General features: G+C 39.4%; 16 protein-coding genes. 3 read left to right on the forward strand and 13 right to left on the reverse strand.

All coding sequences use genetic code 11. From position 1 onward, the window contains the following. Positions 1 to 5: 5 nt before the first annotated feature. Positions 6 to 317: a hypothetical protein gene (locus tag AOB46_RS09725; protein WP_062698751.1), complete on the reverse strand. Its 312-nt coding sequence runs from the start codon at positions 315 to 317 to the stop codon at positions 6 to 8. Between the two features lie 87 nt (positions 318 to 404). Beyond that, the gene (locus AOB46_RS09730) at positions 405 to 1,211 is read right to left on the reverse strand and encodes a M48 family metallopeptidase (RefSeq protein ID WP_062698962.1); all 807 of its coding nucleotides are present in this window, start codon (positions 1,209 to 1,211) and stop codon (positions 405 to 407) included. 107 nt (positions 1,212 to 1,318) lie between these two features. On the opposite strand from AOB46_RS09730, the gene AOB46_RS09735 reads away from it, so the two are divergent. Next, positions 1,319 to 1,873, forward strand: coding sequence for a DUF4251 domain-containing protein (locus tag AOB46_RS09735; protein WP_062698964.1), 555 nt, complete (start codon positions 1,319 to 1,321; stop codon positions 1,871 to 1,873). Here AOB46_RS09735 and meaB read toward each other — a convergent pair. After that, entirely contained in the window at positions 1,870 to 2,856 is a 987-nt protein-coding gene (gene meaB, locus AOB46_RS09740; RefSeq protein WP_062698754.1) for a methylmalonyl Co-A mutase-associated GTPase MeaB, read from the reverse strand. The two genes, AOB46_RS09735 and meaB, sit on opposite strands and share 4 nt — an antisense overlap. Before the next feature lie 168 nt (positions 2,857 to 3,024). Here meaB and AOB46_RS09745 point away from each other — a divergent pair, with 168 nt between their 5' ends. Continuing rightward, on the forward strand, positions 3,025 to 3,315 hold the full coding sequence (locus AOB46_RS09745) for a c-type cytochrome (RefSeq protein ID WP_062698756.1): 291 nt from the start codon (positions 3,025 to 3,027) through the stop codon (positions 3,313 to 3,315). Between the two features lie 24 nt (positions 3,316 to 3,339). Beyond that, positions 3,340 to 3,627: a cytochrome C gene (locus AOB46_RS09750; protein ID WP_062698758.1), complete on the forward strand. Its 288-nt coding sequence runs from the start codon at positions 3,340 to 3,342 to the stop codon at positions 3,625 to 3,627. A gap of 21 nt (positions 3,628 to 3,648) precedes the next feature. Here the strand turns inward: AOB46_RS09750 and AOB46_RS09755 are convergent, their stop codons facing one another. The 10 genes from AOB46_RS09755 to AOB46_RS09800 all read right to left on the reverse strand — a co-directional run bounded on the left by AOB46_RS09755 (position 3,649) and on the right by AOB46_RS09800 (position 16,029). After that, positions 3,649 to 4,647 (reverse strand): enolase C-terminal domain-like protein, encoded by a 999-nt coding sequence (locus tag AOB46_RS09755; protein ID WP_062698760.1) that lies wholly within the window; start codon positions 4,645 to 4,647, stop codon positions 3,649 to 3,651. 4 nt (positions 4,648 to 4,651) lie between these two features. Further along, the gene (locus tag AOB46_RS09760; protein WP_131724348.1) at positions 4,652 to 5,191 is read right to left on the reverse strand and encodes a hypothetical protein; all 540 of its coding nucleotides are present in this window, start codon (positions 5,189 to 5,191) and stop codon (positions 4,652 to 4,654) included. Between the two features lie 91 nt (positions 5,192 to 5,282). Next, a complete protein-coding gene (locus AOB46_RS09765) occupies positions 5,283 to 5,795 on the reverse strand; it encodes a tetratricopeptide repeat protein (RefSeq protein ID WP_062698764.1) in 513 nt (170 codons plus the stop codon). After that, entirely contained in the window at positions 5,782 to 6,480 is a 699-nt protein-coding gene (gene prfH, locus AOB46_RS09770) for a peptide chain release factor H (RefSeq protein WP_062698766.1), read from the reverse strand. The genes AOB46_RS09765 and prfH overlap by 14 nt, the downstream gene beginning before the upstream one ends. Positions 6,481 to 6,482: 2 nt before the next feature. Continuing rightward, complete coding sequence (locus AOB46_RS09775) at positions 6,483 to 7,028, reverse strand: hypothetical protein (RefSeq protein ID WP_062698768.1); 546 nt, start codon at positions 7,026 to 7,028, stop codon at positions 6,483 to 6,485. A 122-nt stretch (positions 7,029 to 7,150) separates the two neighbouring features. Next, a complete protein-coding gene (locus AOB46_RS09780; RefSeq protein WP_062698770.1) occupies positions 7,151 to 8,542 on the reverse strand; it encodes an RtcB family protein in 1,392 nt (463 codons plus the stop codon). A 26-nt stretch (positions 8,543 to 8,568) separates the two neighbouring features. Then, positions 8,569 to 9,303: a hypothetical protein gene (locus tag AOB46_RS09785; protein ID WP_062698773.1), complete on the reverse strand. Its 735-nt coding sequence runs from the start codon at positions 9,301 to 9,303 to the stop codon at positions 8,569 to 8,571. A 415-nt stretch (positions 9,304 to 9,718) separates the two neighbouring features. Beyond that, complete coding sequence (locus AOB46_RS09790) at positions 9,719 to 10,705, reverse strand: M28 family peptidase (protein ID WP_062698775.1); 987 nt, start codon at positions 10,703 to 10,705, stop codon at positions 9,719 to 9,721. Positions 10,706 to 10,751: 46 nt separating this feature from the next. Continuing rightward, entirely contained in the window at positions 10,752 to 12,872 is a 2,121-nt protein-coding gene (gene scpA, locus AOB46_RS09795) for a methylmalonyl-CoA mutase (protein WP_062698777.1), read from the reverse strand. Positions 12,873 to 13,008: 136 nt separating this feature from the next. After that, positions 13,009 to 16,029: a reprolysin-like metallopeptidase gene (locus AOB46_RS09800; protein ID WP_062698779.1), complete on the reverse strand. Its 3,021-nt coding sequence runs from the start codon at positions 16,027 to 16,029 to the stop codon at positions 13,009 to 13,011. Between the last annotated feature and the right edge of the window lie 29 nt (positions 16,030 to 16,058).

Genomic DNA, 16,058 nt, shown 5'->3' on the forward strand with positions numbered 1-16,058 from the left:
AAATCTTAGATTTGAGGGCTTTTATTTTGTTCCTGAAGTTCTGCTTCCCGTTTGGCAATTTCTGCTGCCTGTTTTTCCAGTTCTTCTTTATCTTTCTGCAGCTGTTTAAATTCTTTTTTCTTCTGCTCCGCTTTCATTGCGCTTCCTTTGCTTACATAACCTACCATGCCTCCGATGATGAGCCCGATTCCTACTCCGGCCATCATTCCCATCATATGCGAGAGTGTGATTTTTTCAACGGTAAAATCTGTTGTAAGATAAAAAAGCAGTGCCGAAACCGCAAGCAGTATAAGTCCGGTAATTGATAAGCTTTTCATAATATCGTGTTTAGTGGTTATAGTAAAAAAGCCTTACTAATTTACGAAAAAATAAAATAAGGCTTTATACAAGATTAAAAATTCAAATTATATCTTTCCTCCGGCTGCTTTGTAGTATTCCAGAGCTTTTGGAAGATTTTTATTGATATCGGATATCCTTGTTTCAGGATTCGGGTGGGTAGACAGGAATTCCGGCTGTCTTGCTCCTGAAGAAGCTGATTCCATACGGTTCCAGAATGGCACGGCTTCTCTTGGGTCATATCCTGCCATAGACATCAGGTATAGGCCCATCTGATCTGCTTCAGACTCCTGGCTTCTGCCGTATTTTAATAAGGCAACCTGAGAACCAATAGGATAAACTTTTTCAAAAACACTTGCCCATTGCGCGTTGGATATAGTGCTTCCTAAAAGGGCTCCTCCATACTGGGCCATCATTGCCTGGGAAATTCTCTCATTTCCATGGCCTGCCAGTGCGTGGGAAACTTCATGCCCCATTACTACGGCAAGTCCGTTATCATTTTTCGTCACCGGCAGAATTCCTGTATATACGGCAACTTTTCCGCCGGGCATACACCATGCGTTCAGTTCATTACTCTGCAACAGGTTGAATTCCCAGTTGTAATTCGCAAGATCTGCTGACCTTCCGATGTTCTGGTAATATCTTTCTGCGGCACTTTTTATTCTGCTCCCAACACTTACTACTCTCTTAGCATCCGCTGTTCCTGTGATAATTTTAGATTTAGACAATGTCGTCTTATATTCCTGCGCAGACATTGTTAATATTTCTGAATTATTGGCGATCTGTAACGAAGACCTCCCCGTAATCGGGTTGGTTGTACAGGCTGAAACTGTCAGAGCAATAGCTCCTATTCCTAATAGTTGTGTTATTTTCATTGTTCGAGTGGTTAATAATTCAACATTTACAATTTCTATTCCAAAATGATTGAGAAGGAATATATTTGCATACATTTTGCTATTTAAAATTAACAATAATTATGGTTATGAAAAAGTATATTTCATTTATATTTATTTTTGGATTTCTGTTTTTCTTTCAAAGCTGTTCTTCACAGGCTTCAGCAGATCCAAAAACAGTAGATGCTCTGGTGAATTCACAGGATTTCACATTTTATGCACAGCGGGCCAATACCAGCAGCTATGATGTGATCAGGATCATGAATTCTATGCCGAATTCCACTGCTTCAAGAATACTTGACCTGAACGGAAATTATACCATCGAAATGCACCAGAACAGTATGGAAGTCGTGCTTCCTTATTTCGGAAGATCGTTCAATACCAATACTTTAGGCAATCGTGACAGCGGCAGCTACAGGTTCAGTTCTAAAGATTTCACGGTGCAGAAGTCTCAGAATAAAAAAGGCACCTGGATGCTAAAAATTAAACCCAACGATGTTCAAAACGTAGATGAACTGTATATGGAAATTTTTAAAAACGGAAAAACCTTTGTTTCTATAAGAGGTAATGACAGACAGCCTATCACTTATGACGGCTATATTTCAAAAAATGAAGAAAAGAAAAAAGAGGAAACTAAGCCTTAGTCTTTTCTGTATAAAAATTTCTCAACAAATAATTTTGCTTCAGTACTTGGATTGGAAACCATTTCTGAAGCATTTTTTTTGTGCATGATATAGGCTTCCTCTACGGCATCACTTTTTTTCATCAGAGCAAGAATATATTCCTGTACCCAATATTCAAACCGTTTTTCTGCCTGCTGCACACGGATCTCTTCAAAACGTCCGGTTTTCTTTTTCAGACTGATGAATTCATCAATTTTCCCATATACTTCGCCAAGTCCTTCATTATTTAAAGCTGAGCCCAACAATACGGGAATTTTCCAGTTCTTTTCTTTCGGAGGAATAAAATCTAAGGCACGCTTCAGTTCCAGCCTTGTATTTTTGGCTTTCTGTAAATTGTCCTGATCTACTTTATTAATGAAAATAAGATCTACCATTTCCATGATTCCGCGTTTGATTCCCTGAAGTTCATCTCCGCCGCCGATAATTTTAAGAAACAAAAATACATCTGTAATATCGGCAACCAGCACTTCAGACTGCCCCACTCCTACGGTTTCTATCAGGATATAGTCATATCCAGCCGCTTCACAGATCATCATGATTTCAAAGGTTGTATTCGCAACACCTCCTAAAAAACCGGAACTTGGGGAAGGCCGTATAAAGGCATTTTCTTCTTTGGCCAGTTCTTCCATTCTGGTTTTATCTCCTAAAATACTTCCTTTATTAATAGAAGAACTGGGATCTATAGCCAAAACCGCCACTTTTTTGCCATTAGCAATAGCCAGCCTTCCAAAACTCTCGATAAATGTAGATTTTCCGGCACCCGGAACTCCTGTTATTCCTACCCGGACAGAATTTCCTGTGAACGGCATTATTTTTTTTAAGAGTTCTTCTGCCTGGATTCTGTGTTCTGCCTTTTTACTTTCAACTAATGTAATTGCTTTTGCGATCAGGCGTTTGTTTCCTGACCGTATTCCTTCTATTAGCTCTTCTGTAGAAAATTTCATTGATCCAAAATTAATAATTAAAACTGAATAGTCAATAGATAAAGGGCATAACAAAAGAGATTAACGCATTATCAATTTTTATTTCTTCTAAATTAAAACTAGAAGTAATCTGCCCAACAGGAAAGGGAAATTCCTACATTTGTTATTATTCAAAAAAAAATAAGAAACATGAAAAAAATAGCTGCTGGCACATTACTTACCGGAATTTTATTAGCTTCCTGTACACCAAAAGCATCTGCCGTATCTCCTGCGGGACCTGCTGTTTCTACGGCTGAACAGATAGCACAAGGAAAAGTAATTTTTGAAAACTCTTGCGGAAAATGCCACAAACTACCAGATCCTACTTCACACACTTCTGTACAATGGGTAGGTATCATGAACTCTATGGCACCGAAAGCTAAACTGAATGACGAGCAGCACCAGTGGGTTTACGATTATATTGTTTCTGTGAAAAAATAGACATCAACAGCAAAAATAAGGGATATGAAAAAATTAATTTTAAGTATGGCTGCATGTTCTGCATTTCTTGTATCATGCGGACCTAAAAGTATGGCTGTAACAGGTCCAAAGTATACGGCATCTGAACAACTGGTTCAGGGCAAAACTATTTTTGAAAATTCATGTGCCAAGTGTCACAAGCTGCCGGATCCTGCCAAACATGACGACCAGGGCTGGATAAAAACGTTAAGCAGAATGGCTCCAAAAGCCAAATTAAATGACGACCAGCACCAGATGGTTTATGATTATCTGATCTCTGTAAATAAAAAATAAGCTTTCTTTTGAAAGCTTATTTTATTTCAATTCTATTCCTAATCCCGGCTTTCCGGAGAGAATAATCTTCCCATTTTCCACATAATTTCCGGAGGCGTAATCATTGGAGACCAGATTTGCTCCGTCCAGATCTGCAAAATCCGTAAGACCTGCCAGAACACAGCCGGCAGAGATTCCAACAGTAGATTCTGTCATGCACCCTATCATCACTTTATATCCCAGTTTTTTTGCTTTTCTGATCATTTCCAAGGCCGGAGTAAGGCCTCCGCATTTCATAAGCTTAATATTAACGCTTTTATAGTAAGGAAGCAGTTTTTCCAGAGCATCTGTATTCCGGCAGTCTTCATCTGCCATCCAATTGGCAAAACCTTCTTTTTTCAAAACAGCATACTGATCAACCGGTCTTGGCTGCTCTATATAAGCAAATCTCCGAATTTCTGGATTCTGCTGAAGCCAGATACAATCTTCTTCTGTAAAACTGGCATTGGAATCGAGCGCAATATTGTAATTGGTTTCCCACAACCTTTTAACATGATTCCTGTCCAGCCCTTTACACTTCACTTTAAATCTGCTCCATGTACTTTTTTCAATTTTCCGGATCTGATCTTCACTATTTCCCACTGAAATTGTAATGGAACTTTCTGTAAGGTTTTCAACCGGAAGGTTATTCAGTTCAGTACAGCTTTTATTTTCAAGCTTCCCGAACAAGTCCCAATAGGCACAGTCTAATGCAGAAAGCAAAAACGGATGAAGCTTCATTGCTGAAATGGTTCTGAAAAAATCTTCCGGATGAACAATGATCTGCTTTTCCAGTAAAGGCTGTATTTCTTTCAGTTTTACAATAAAATCCTCAAGACTGATCCGGTAATAATCTATGGCAACACATTCTCCATATCCTTTGAAACCCTGATACGATAATTCTATAAGAAGAGCATCTCTCCGGTTATAATTTCCGTAAGCAATGGAAAATGTTTCTTTCAGCAGAAGCTGCCTGATACCGAAATTAATTGTTATTTTCATCACTTTAACTTATCCAGTTATTAAATGTTTTTATCTCTATCCATCTTCCATTAATCTTTTGATACACGCCAGTATATCCACTCCCATCCAGACTTCCGCAGGAAGTGGATACCTTTATAATACACGTTGATCTGTCCTTACTGAAAAAAGGAACGGAAATATTTCTGATACATTTATTTGGATATTTTTCTCTAAATACGGTCCAAAAATCAGCATCCGGTTTCTTTATTTTATCAAGTTCTTCCTGATTGATAAATGTCAGATTTTTACTGATTCTGGTTTTATTTAATTTAAAATTGGCCAAATCTTTATTTTCAATGTTGAAAAGAGCAGAATCCACCACCGGAAAATCATTGTTGTACATTAAATTAATACCCAAAGGGGATTCATCAGATTCTTCATTTTCGATGTGGAAGAATGCATTTTCCGGTGCAATATTATAAATGCAGCAGTTTTCAGGATCAGAATACTGCTCATCGCTATTGATCAGATCATTCAGTACTTCATATCTTAGATTCAGGGTTTCATCATTTGAAATAGTCATTACTTTTATTGGCTCCTGTTTGCAGGACACCAGGGCTAGAAAAAATAGCAATACACAGTGTTTCATCTATTAAAACTACAAAAAAGGGAACTTATTTCGTCCCCTTCTTTTTCTTTTTTTTGCTTTTCGGCATTTTACTTCTGATGAATTTTTCTTTCTCCTGCAGTCTATCCGTAATATTTTGGGAAAGGCTGTTTTTCTTTGCTTCTTTAAGGCATTTTAAAGCTTTTTTATAGTCCCTTTTTTTCTCAAACAAAAGCGATTGGGAGCTGAAAAGATCAGTCTTATCGACTCCTTTAAGCTTTAATGCAAATTCTATTAGTTTTTCTGCCTGATCATAGTCTTCATTATTCAGAAGGCAGCTGATATAGTATTTCGGGACGTTGATATTACTGATATTATTCTGTAAAGCTTCTTCAAAATAAGCTTTTGCCGTTTCATAATCTTTCAGAACCTCGGAATATACTCTTCCCATAAGGCATAAGCTGTCAGCATCCTGTGGATCATAAGCAAGGGCATAATTCAGGGCTTCCAGACAGTCTGCCAGGTAGTAAGGATAGTTGTCTACTGCTTCAAAGTAGTATTTATTTTTAGTTAAGGTCATTGTTGTAGTTTTTAAGTTCTTTTTTCAGGGCATTCCTTTGCTTTTTAAAAGATTTGTCCTCTCTGTTCTTTTTAAAATCGGTTCCGGTAAAAGTACGCACCGGATTTCCTCTCTGTACTATCAGATGATTGTTCCAGGTATCCTGCATCCTTTTTTCCAGCTGACGGATGTAAAGTCCTGCGACTTTCTGCTTCAGTCTTGTTACAGCCAGCTTTTTGTTCTCCAGCTGCGACCGTGAATCCTGTGCGAATACGCTTTCTCCGGTAGGTGTATGAACAGCACGGACGGCTGTGTTTACTTTATTCACGTTCTGGCCCCCGCTTCCCTGACTTCTTGTAGTCTGAAACTGTATATCTTTTTCATTAAAGTTTATTTTTTCCAGTCCTTCCAGTTCAAAGACTCCAATAAACCAATTACTCCTTTTATGAAGTTTTCGGAATGTGCTTTTACCGGTCCAGCATATGCTTCCCAGCCATCCTTTTAAAAATCCGGAAATGTCTTTTCCCTTTAAAAGGATGGTTACCGATTTCAGGGTAAGGTTTTCATCCCCATTCTCGCGGTGGATGATTTCATAATCTATTTTGTAGTCCTTGACCTCCTCCAGGAAGATTTTCAGAATTTTTGCGGTTACCCACTGGCATTCCAAAGGCCCTCTTCCTGAGGTGATCTGAATTAATTTTTCCATTGTTATCCCGGTATTTTGCTTAATAAAGGGTGCCCCACGGGATCTGTTCCCTTCTGTAATAATTCTTTTGCGGCCATTACTGCCCAGCATTTATCGCTGGAATGGATATTTCTGTAGAATGACAGTAAAACGTCGGGCTTCACAACAGTAAATCCGTTGGCTTCTATGGTTTCAAGATCATTTCTTTCAAAAAAATCGATGGTAATCCTGTGAAATCTATCATTTTCCAGTTCCACTGTTTTTTCATACCTCCGGAAATTCTCTTCACCAGGCAGATGATCATAACGGGTCCAGACTTTTTGAAATCCGTTCTGCTGAAGGATTATCACCGCTTCTGCTACATTTTCCTTCAGGACAAAAACATCAATATCTTTGTGATCATGGGCATGCTTATACTCCGTATGTCCTGTTTCTGACATAAAATGCCATGCCCAGCCTCCTGATATAATGGCTTTATCTTTTAATTTCTCTAAAATTTCAAGCCCCAGCCGGATTCGGAATTCCGGCCAGACCTCTCCATATCTTTTTATATTATGTGGTGCTCCCATTTTTTTGTTTTTTTATAAAGGTTGAAGTTTATTGACTGTAGTGTTCAGGTATTTTAATAAACCTTACAGGCCTTTAAAACTTTCGTGTTAAAAAACCTATAAGGCCAGACAATCAATCCAATTTATTTATCCATTCTTACGATTCTCGGCTGGAATGTTCCCAGAATGTCTACCAGATCGCCCTGGGCACTCATCACCTCATGAATATCTTTATAGGCCATCGGGGCTTCTTCCGTATTTCCGCCCATGAGAGTGACTTTATTTAATTTCAGCTCTTTTTTGATATCATTCTGCGTAAACAGGCTTCTGCATTCTGCTCTTGAATGGGCTCTTCCGGCTCCGTGTGAAGCTGAATTCAGGGCATCGGGATTTCCTTTACCCCGTACAATAAATCCTTTCGCCGTCATAGATCCGGGAATCATTCCCAGCTCATTTTCACTGGCGGGAGTGGCTCCTTTTCTATGAACAATAACTTCTTTTCCGTTGTGAATCTCTTTCCATGCAAAATTGTGATGGTTTTCTATACGGGCTTTTATCCTTCCTCCCACTGCTTTTACCAGTCTTCTGTGAATATCGTCATGGCAGGCAGAAGCATAGTCTCCGGCCAGGTTCATGGCCGTCCAGTATTCAAGCCCCAGATGGGTATTCAGGTCAAGCCAGGCAAATTGCTGGGCTTCTTTTGGAAGCGGGCACTGCTCTGCGGCTACTCTTGAATAGTATTGGGCTATTTCTGCCCCCAGCCCTCTTGATCCGCTGTGTGAAAGGATTCCCAGGTATTTACCTTTTGGCAGCCCAATCTGTTCATCTTCTTCCGTGATTTCCACTTCTCCAAATTCTACGAAATGATTTCCTCCGCCGGAAGACCCCATCTGTTTGATGGCTTTTCCTTTTAATCTTCTCAGAATAGGAATCATATCAAAAGTATCCCTGTCAAAAATTTCATGTTCAACATGAGATTTGTGCGTTTCGTACATTCCGAATTTGGTATGTTCGGCAAGAGCTTTTTCATATTTTTCCCTTGCTCCGTCCAGATATGAAACCGGGGTATCCAGTATGCTCAGACACATTCTGCATCCTATATCCATTCCTACTCCATAAGGAATTACTGCGTTTTCAACAGCCAGTACACCACCTATCGGAAGGCCGTAACCGCTGTGTGCGTCGGGCATCAGTGCTCCCTGCACCGATACAGGCAGTTTTAAAGCGGTGTACAGCTGATTTTTGGCTTCTTCAGAAATATTACTTCCAAAAATCTGAAAAGAGGCACGCTGGGTATTCAGCATTCTTTTTTCTGTTTTCTTTGAAGACAAAAGGGATTCTGCGATCTGCCCGAAGGTTAAGTCTTTTTCAAAATGTTCCGGATTCAGCAGGATTTCCTTTAAAAGAGATTTCACATAATGGATATTTTTAGTGGCAAAATTTCTTTTCATGACTTCTAAAGCTACATTGACGCTCTGATTGTTCGGATAGCCCAATTTTAATATATCTTTTCCTTTTAGTTTTAAATTTCCCATTGTTTTTGTTTTAAATAATAGCGGACTTAAAAGTCCAGAAAGCTTTCTGCAATCTCGGTTGCAGACATTGTGCAGGCAACATATTTCCTGCGTTTGATAAGATCTGTTTTATACTTCATTTCCCAGCTGTAGGATTTTCCATAAATGGTTTTATGAATGATTCCTTTTACTTTATGCTGCCCCAAATACGATTCCAGCTCTGCACACTCTTTTTCCAGTTCTGCATCTACCGGTTTGTAATGGGTAATCATATGGGGTCTCACTCTCAGGGTAAATCTCCACGGCTCAATGAATTCGTAGTAAATCTGGTTGGACTTATGGAAAGGGTTGTATTCTTCTTTTTTCAGGAAATACTGCTTTTCTGCTGGGGTAAGTCCAAACTTCGGACTGATCCAGGAATATGAAGAAACACGGTTGAGTTTTTGTTCCCGTTCTACATATATTCTCCGCCCGGACTTTTTTTTCTTTTTCAGAAACTGCCGGCTTCCGGAATACATATAAGTATTTATTTTCCTCAGAATTCCTTCGAAAAATGCTCCGTCTTTGCTTCTCATCACATCATCCCTTACGACAAAGAATCTTACAAATCCTAACTGATAAGGTTCATCCAGAGGAATCAGCGGCATATTCCTTCTTATTTCCCAAAGTTCATCACTACGTTTATATTTTTTTCTTATCTGTTTTTCTACATCTTTTTTAATTGTTCTTTTTCTGCTTCTCAGACTTCTCAGCCGATAAGACAGAAGGTTATCATCTTCCATTTAATAGAGAGTTCAGCGGTGAAGCACCAGACATTCACTTCTGATACATCACATGCAATTCTTAATCAACTAAAATTTCAGTTGACGGGTTTGACAATGAAGGACTCATGACTCTGAACATGAAAGTTCCAGACATTTCATCCTGTAATGACACTAAAAAAGATTCCGGGAAAACTTCTGAGTTTGAAATATTGCGCAATAAAAAACCCGAAATCTCGGCGACTTCGGGTTTTGATATTTCGTTATACTATTATTCTAAGAGTGTACCAAACCACGAAGCCTTCCCGCCATAAGCGGTAATCCAGCTGTAGAATTCTGTTTCGTTTTGAACATTGCTTCGTTGTTTTTTTAATGGGTTAAACTTTATTTTCAGGTGCAAATATATAAATTTTTCTGATCATCCAAATATTTTTTTTCACTTAAGGTGAATAATGCTGAGAAAAATAGCATCAATTACCTTTGTCATTCTCTTTATATCAAGAGTTTCCAGGGTATCTGTAGTCTGGTGATAGTTTTTATTCCTGAAAAATGAGGTATCGGTGATCATAAGAGCAGGAAAATCAAATTTCCAATAGTTAAGATGATCAGAAAAATCTACCCCTTTCACAAATCCGGGAGCGGGAAAGGTTTCTGTCTTTATCTGATTTGAATCTTTAAAATGATCTATAAAGTTTCTTACAAAAGGACCTGCTCCACTGAATTTTTTTACCAGTGTAATGAAATCTCCTTTGTTCCCGTAAATCCATGAGAGTACGCCAACAGGGAAATCCTGAGATCTTTTTTCATCTTTAAAATAGCCGATCATTTCCACACTTGCCATACCATACACCTCAATTTTGTTATCCTTCAGGTATTTTGCATGGATGTAGCTCCCCATATTTTCTGTCCTGAAATAAGGAGGTTCTTCCAGCGTATAGGCAACCAGATCTATCCGGTAGGTTAGTTTTTGTCCTTTAAACATTCTGGAAAGCTCCAGAAGAGCTGTAACTCCGGTAGCGTTATCATCTGCCCCCTGCTGATCTCCACAAACATCATAATGGGCTCCTATAATAATTCTTTTACTGTTTTCTGTTCCAAAAGAACAGATGACATTTTTGTAGATCTGCCCATCCACCTGATACTCCTGGAACCCTGTACTGTCACTATTCATTTTGAAAGTCTGATGAATGTAATCCGCTACAGCATTCAATTGGTTAATATTTTTATGATTCCGGAATTCCGGGGTTTGGGTAAGGGCTGTCAAATGTTTTATGACCTGCTCTGTATCAGCAGGAACCGGTGATTTTTTTACAGGTTTATCTTCTTTACCTGAGGTAAATAAAAAAAATACTGCCAAAAAAAATAAACCTGCGAGGAGAATAAGCTTTCTCTTCGCAGGTTTTGTTATATTTTTAACCCTCATAAGGATATGCTTTTAATTTCTTTACGGAAATTAAAGATTTTCGGGTTTAGTTTTCTAAAAATTTTTCTAAAATTTCCACGGCACATTTAGGAAGATTGGTTCCGGGGCCGAAAATAAAGTCAGCTCCGTTAGCGTAAAGGAATTCATAATCCTGCTGTGGAATTACGCCTCCCACAACAATTGTAACATCGTCTGCACCCAATTTTTTCAGTTCTCCTACAACCTGGGGAACCAACGTTTTATGTCCTGCAGCCAATGAAGATACTCCAAGAATATGAATATCGTTTTCTACAGCCTGCTTGGCCACTTCTTCCGGTGTCTGGAAAAGGGGTGCCACATCAACATCAAATCCCATATCGGCAAATGCTGTTGCTACTACCTTTGCACCTCTGTCGTGACCGTCCTGACCCATTTTGGCCACCATAATTCTTGGACGGCGACCTTCTTCTTCTTCAAACTTTTGGGTCAGATGAAGGGCTTTTTCAAAGTATTCATTTTTTCCGGCATTCATGGCATATACTCCAGAGATTGTTTTAATGTTGGCTTTATATCTTCCGAAAGTTTCTTCCATGGCATCGCTCATTTCGCCAAGGGTAACTCTTCTTCTTGCTGCTTCAATACACAATGCGAGAAGGTTTCCTTTTCCCGTTTTAGCACTTTCACGGATTTCGTTCAGGATTTGTACTACGGCTTCGGTATTTCTTTCTGCTTTTATTTTTTCGAGTCTTTCGATCTGTTTTCTTCGTACTTCGGTATTATCAATATCCAGAATTTCAATATCATCTTGCTTTAAGGCAGTTCTGAATGAGTTTACTCCAATAATAAATTCTTCACCGCTGTCTATTTTTGCCTGTTTTCTGGCAGCAGCTTCTTCAATTCTCATTTTAGGAATTCCGGCCTCGATGGCTTTGGTCATTCCGCCTTCCTGCTCTACCTCATCAATGTATTTCATGGCTTCTTCAATCATCTGCTGGGTAAGGCTTTCTACCAGTCCGCTTCCTCCCATAGGGTCTACCACATCGCAGATTCCGCTTTCCTGCTGAAGAATGATCTGTGTATTTCTTGCAATTTTTGCAGAATAGTCTGTTGGAAGGGCAATAGCTTCATCCAAAGCATTAGTATGCAGAGACTGCGTTCCTCCTAAGGCAGAAGACAGAGCTTCAATGGCTGTTCTCGTGATATTGTTGAACGGCTCCTGCTCTGTAAGCGACCACCCTGAAGTCTGGGAATGGGTTCTTAATGCCAATGATTTCGGGTTCTGCGGATTAAATTGTTGCAGCAGGTTTGCCCAGATGTATCTGGCCGCGCGCATTTTTGCAATTTCCATGAAGTGATTCATTCCGATGGCCCAGAAGAAGGAAAGTCTGGGAGCAAAATCATCAACGTTCATTCCTGCTTTGATTCCGGTTCTCACATATTCAAGACCGTCTGCAAGGGTATATGCCATTTCCAGCACCGGAGTGGCCCCAGCTTCCTGCATGTGGTATCCTGAAATGGAAATAGAGTTGAATTTAGGAATGTTCTGTGAAGTATATTCGAAAATATCTGCAATGATCTTCATGGAAGGTGCAGGCGGATAGATGTAGGTATTTCTTACCATGAATTCTTTCAGGATATCGTTCTGAATGGTTCCTGAAAGCAGCTCCTGCTTCACGCCCTGCTCTTCTGCTGCTACGATATAAAATGACAAAATGGGAAGTACGGCTCCGTTCATCGTCATGGATACTGAAATCTGATCCAGCGGAATTTCGTTGAAGAGAATTTTCATATCTTCTACAGAATCGATGGCTACTCCAGCTTTTCCTACGTCACCTACAACTCTTGAATGATCGGAATCGTATCCTCTGTGTGTTGCGAGATCAAAAGCTACGGAAAGTCCTTTTTGTCCTGCGGCAAGGTTTCTTCTATAGAATGCGTTGGATTCTTCAGCGGTAGAAAAACCTGCATACTGTCTGATAGTCCACGGTTTCTGTACGTACATCGTGGAATACGGCCCTCTGAGATAAGGAGCAATTCCCGGTGAGGTCTGTGTTAATGTTTTATTTTTAACATCTTCCTGGGTATAGGATGATTTTAGCTCCAGTCCGTCTTTTTCAAAGCTGTAGATTTCTCTTTCGTGAGGGGCTACACTAAAGTCCGGTTTTTTCACAGAAATTGTCTTTCGCATTCCAATAATTTTTGTCTCTGTAAAGTTAATTTTTTTGGATGAAACATGAAACTTATGTTAATATTCTGTTTTTCTGATTTTTAACATAAAAAAGACCGGACAAATGCCCGGTCTGAGTTATTGATAAACGATCTGATTATTTTTTGATCAGTTTCGTATTGTATGTATTTTTATCGTCTTTGATTGTGATCACATACATTCCTTTGATCAGGGCTGCCACATTGATTCTCTGACCGTCTATTGCTCCTTCCTGAACTAATCTTCCGTCTGCACTATAGATCTTATAATCTGCTTTTCCTTTCAGATTTTTAACTTCTACGAAAGTATCTGCCGGGTTAGGATAAATAGAGATTTCTGATCCTTTCGGATTGTTGGTCTCATCTACAGCTAATCCGCTGGTGATCTTAACCGGGAAGTCTCTGAATGAACCTGCTGAAAGGAACTCACCAGGGCCTACAGGAATTGCAGGAGAGCCGCATGGTCCGTCAGGCTCTATATAGAAGCTGCTTGCTACTCTCATTCTCAGAAGCTTGTGTCCGGAATATGCATTCGCAGGTACTGTAAATGTTAAAGAACCCGTATGATATCCGCCATTATCCGGCAGATCACTAGCAGATCCTATTTTCTCTGAATCTTCAAAAACACCATTTCTGTTGAAGTCTATCCAAGCCTGGAACCAGTCTTCATAACCTCCGGCTCTATTGGCATAATTTGTAAAGTTCAGGGTATATTGGGTCCCTTTTACAAGATTGATAAGTTTATTGGTATTTTCAGAATAGTCTACATACGTTTTAGAAATAGCAGGTACATTTGTACCTTCCTGATGCGTCAGGTTTGATAAAGAGAATCCTAATAATGCACTGTAATAGTCAATATTCATGTTATTACCTCCTGTAGTCATAAGACAGTAGTCTACACCTGTTCTTAATCCTTTTGTTTTGAAAGCATAGTTTGAAGAATAGGTTCCCGGCACACTGTTTACAACAGCAGCTACCTGTGCTTCATAATTTGTCTCATCCTCAAGGTTGTTCAGGACCACTGAATTTGTTGTGCTTGTTGCATTAGACCAGGCAGTAGTTCCTACTTTTCTGTAATTGATCAGGTAAGTAGCTCCCGGAACGTTATTCCATGAAACTCTTGCTGTTGTTTTGAAGATTTCCGCATCTAAAGCGCTAACCCCTGTAGGAGCAGCGGTAGAAGATGTAGGAGCAGTACCTACAGTAATGGCAGGAGATACAGCATAGAATATGCTGTTTAAAGCTGATATTCTTAGTTTAACAGCCCCTGTAAGGTTACCTGGCATTTGTACCGCATAGCTTCCTGTATTAGGAGTAGATGCTACTAAATCTGTCCATGTATTTCCGTTATTTGTTGTATAATCTATTTTTACGTTGGCAACATTGTAAGGTGCTGCATTGGTATTAGCTACATCCCAGTAAATTGTATTGGAAACGTTATTATACAACACTGAAGCAGAGGTAAGGCCATTAAATTTGAATGGTCCGTCATTTCCTACGGTAATATTAACTTCATCAGAAGAAAGCATTGGTCGCTGAGCATTAGCATCTCTAACGGTTAATGCATATTTAAGTACTCTTGGAATATATGAAACGGTTTCCCAGTTCGCTTTGTCAGTTAGCACTCCGTTCATAACACTGGATAATCTAGGGAAATATCTTATTCCGCTTGCTGTACCTTCTACTGATCTCGACATTGCTCCTTCAGCATTGTATCCCCAGCCACTATCTCCGGAAATAGAACTTGTGTCTCCAACACTGTCATTTTGTTCCCATGTATAGTTTAGTGCATCTGCATCTGTTGCTGAAGCCTGAAGGTAATAAGCTGTTCCTTTAGGAATGGTGTAAGGTGTAAGAGCAGAAATTACCGGCGGTGTATTAACAGTAATGTTCTGAGATGTTCCACATGTAGTTTTCCCTTCCAGATTCGTCATGATCTGGTCAATAGATTTATAATGGAAATAAGCGTTGGAATGATCCTGAAGATTATCCTGCGTAATTCCTGCATATCCCATAATTGTTGTTCCTCCTCCTGGCTCAACATTGGCACCTGAACTTTCTGTGCTGTTTGAGAAAGTATGATTTCCTCCCAACTGGTGTCCCATTTCATGAGCAACATAGTCTATATCGAAATTATCACCGCTTGGAATCCCGTCTTGAGGGGAAGTATATCCTGATCCTTTTCCTCTTGGATTATTAGTTGTAGGGTTCACACAGATACAGCCGATACAGCCTGCATTTCCGCCACCGCCTGTAGCTCCGAATAAGTGACCAATATCATAACCAGCATTTGTTACCTGCTGTGTTAATGTCTGTTGTAACTGTAGGTTCCAGTTCCCCATCTCATCAGAATTTGAATAAGGATCAGATGCTGCATTGGTATAAATAAGGTTAGGAAGATCCAATACATTCAGCTGAATTCCGAAATCTTTCTGGAACACCCCGTTCACACGAGTCATTGTATTATTGATCTGAGCTACCGCTCCTGCAGCTCCCCCGAAATATGTCGTATATTCTCCTGTAACAGACAGTGCAAGCCTGTATGTTCTGAATTTAGTACTAGAAGGCCTGTTGGTCATTCCCAGGTTAGAAAGTTTTTTTTTCCCGTGGGCCTCTAAAGTTTTTATATCAAGTTGTCTATCTTCTGTTGAGCAGTCAAATCCGTGCTCACCTGATGTTTTGTTGGTCTTATAAAAAACACCGTATGTCTGCTTGTTTACAGATATTGGTTCAATAAACTGAAATACTCCGTCTTTGATAATCATTGACTGCATTTCAGCAGGTGAAGTACTTAAGGTTAAATATTTGGAAGGATCATCAACCCCTACTCCCATATATGAGCCTAACTGATATCTATCTGCCAAAGATTTTTCCAATACAGGATTGCTGTAAACGGCAAATTTTTCAATCTTTCCTTCTGCTGTTGGTAAAGAAATAATAACCGGTGTAGCTCCTTTTCCAGTTTCTACAGCATCTTTAAGAATATTTCTAAGAGACTGTAAATCTACTCTGTACGAGTATTTAACATCTACCTCTTTTCTGATCTCAGAGGTTTTTTGTGAGGCGGGTTCCCATCTCTGCGCATTAAAACTGGTAAGACCAGCAGCTAATGCACAAACTAGTAGAATTCTTTTTTTCATAACTTTTCTAACTGAATAGAATTAATAAT

Source organism: Chryseobacterium indologenes (genome assembly GCF_001295265.1).
Lineage (GTDB): Bacteria > Bacteroidota > Bacteroidia > Flavobacteriales > Weeksellaceae > Chryseobacterium > Chryseobacterium indologenes_A.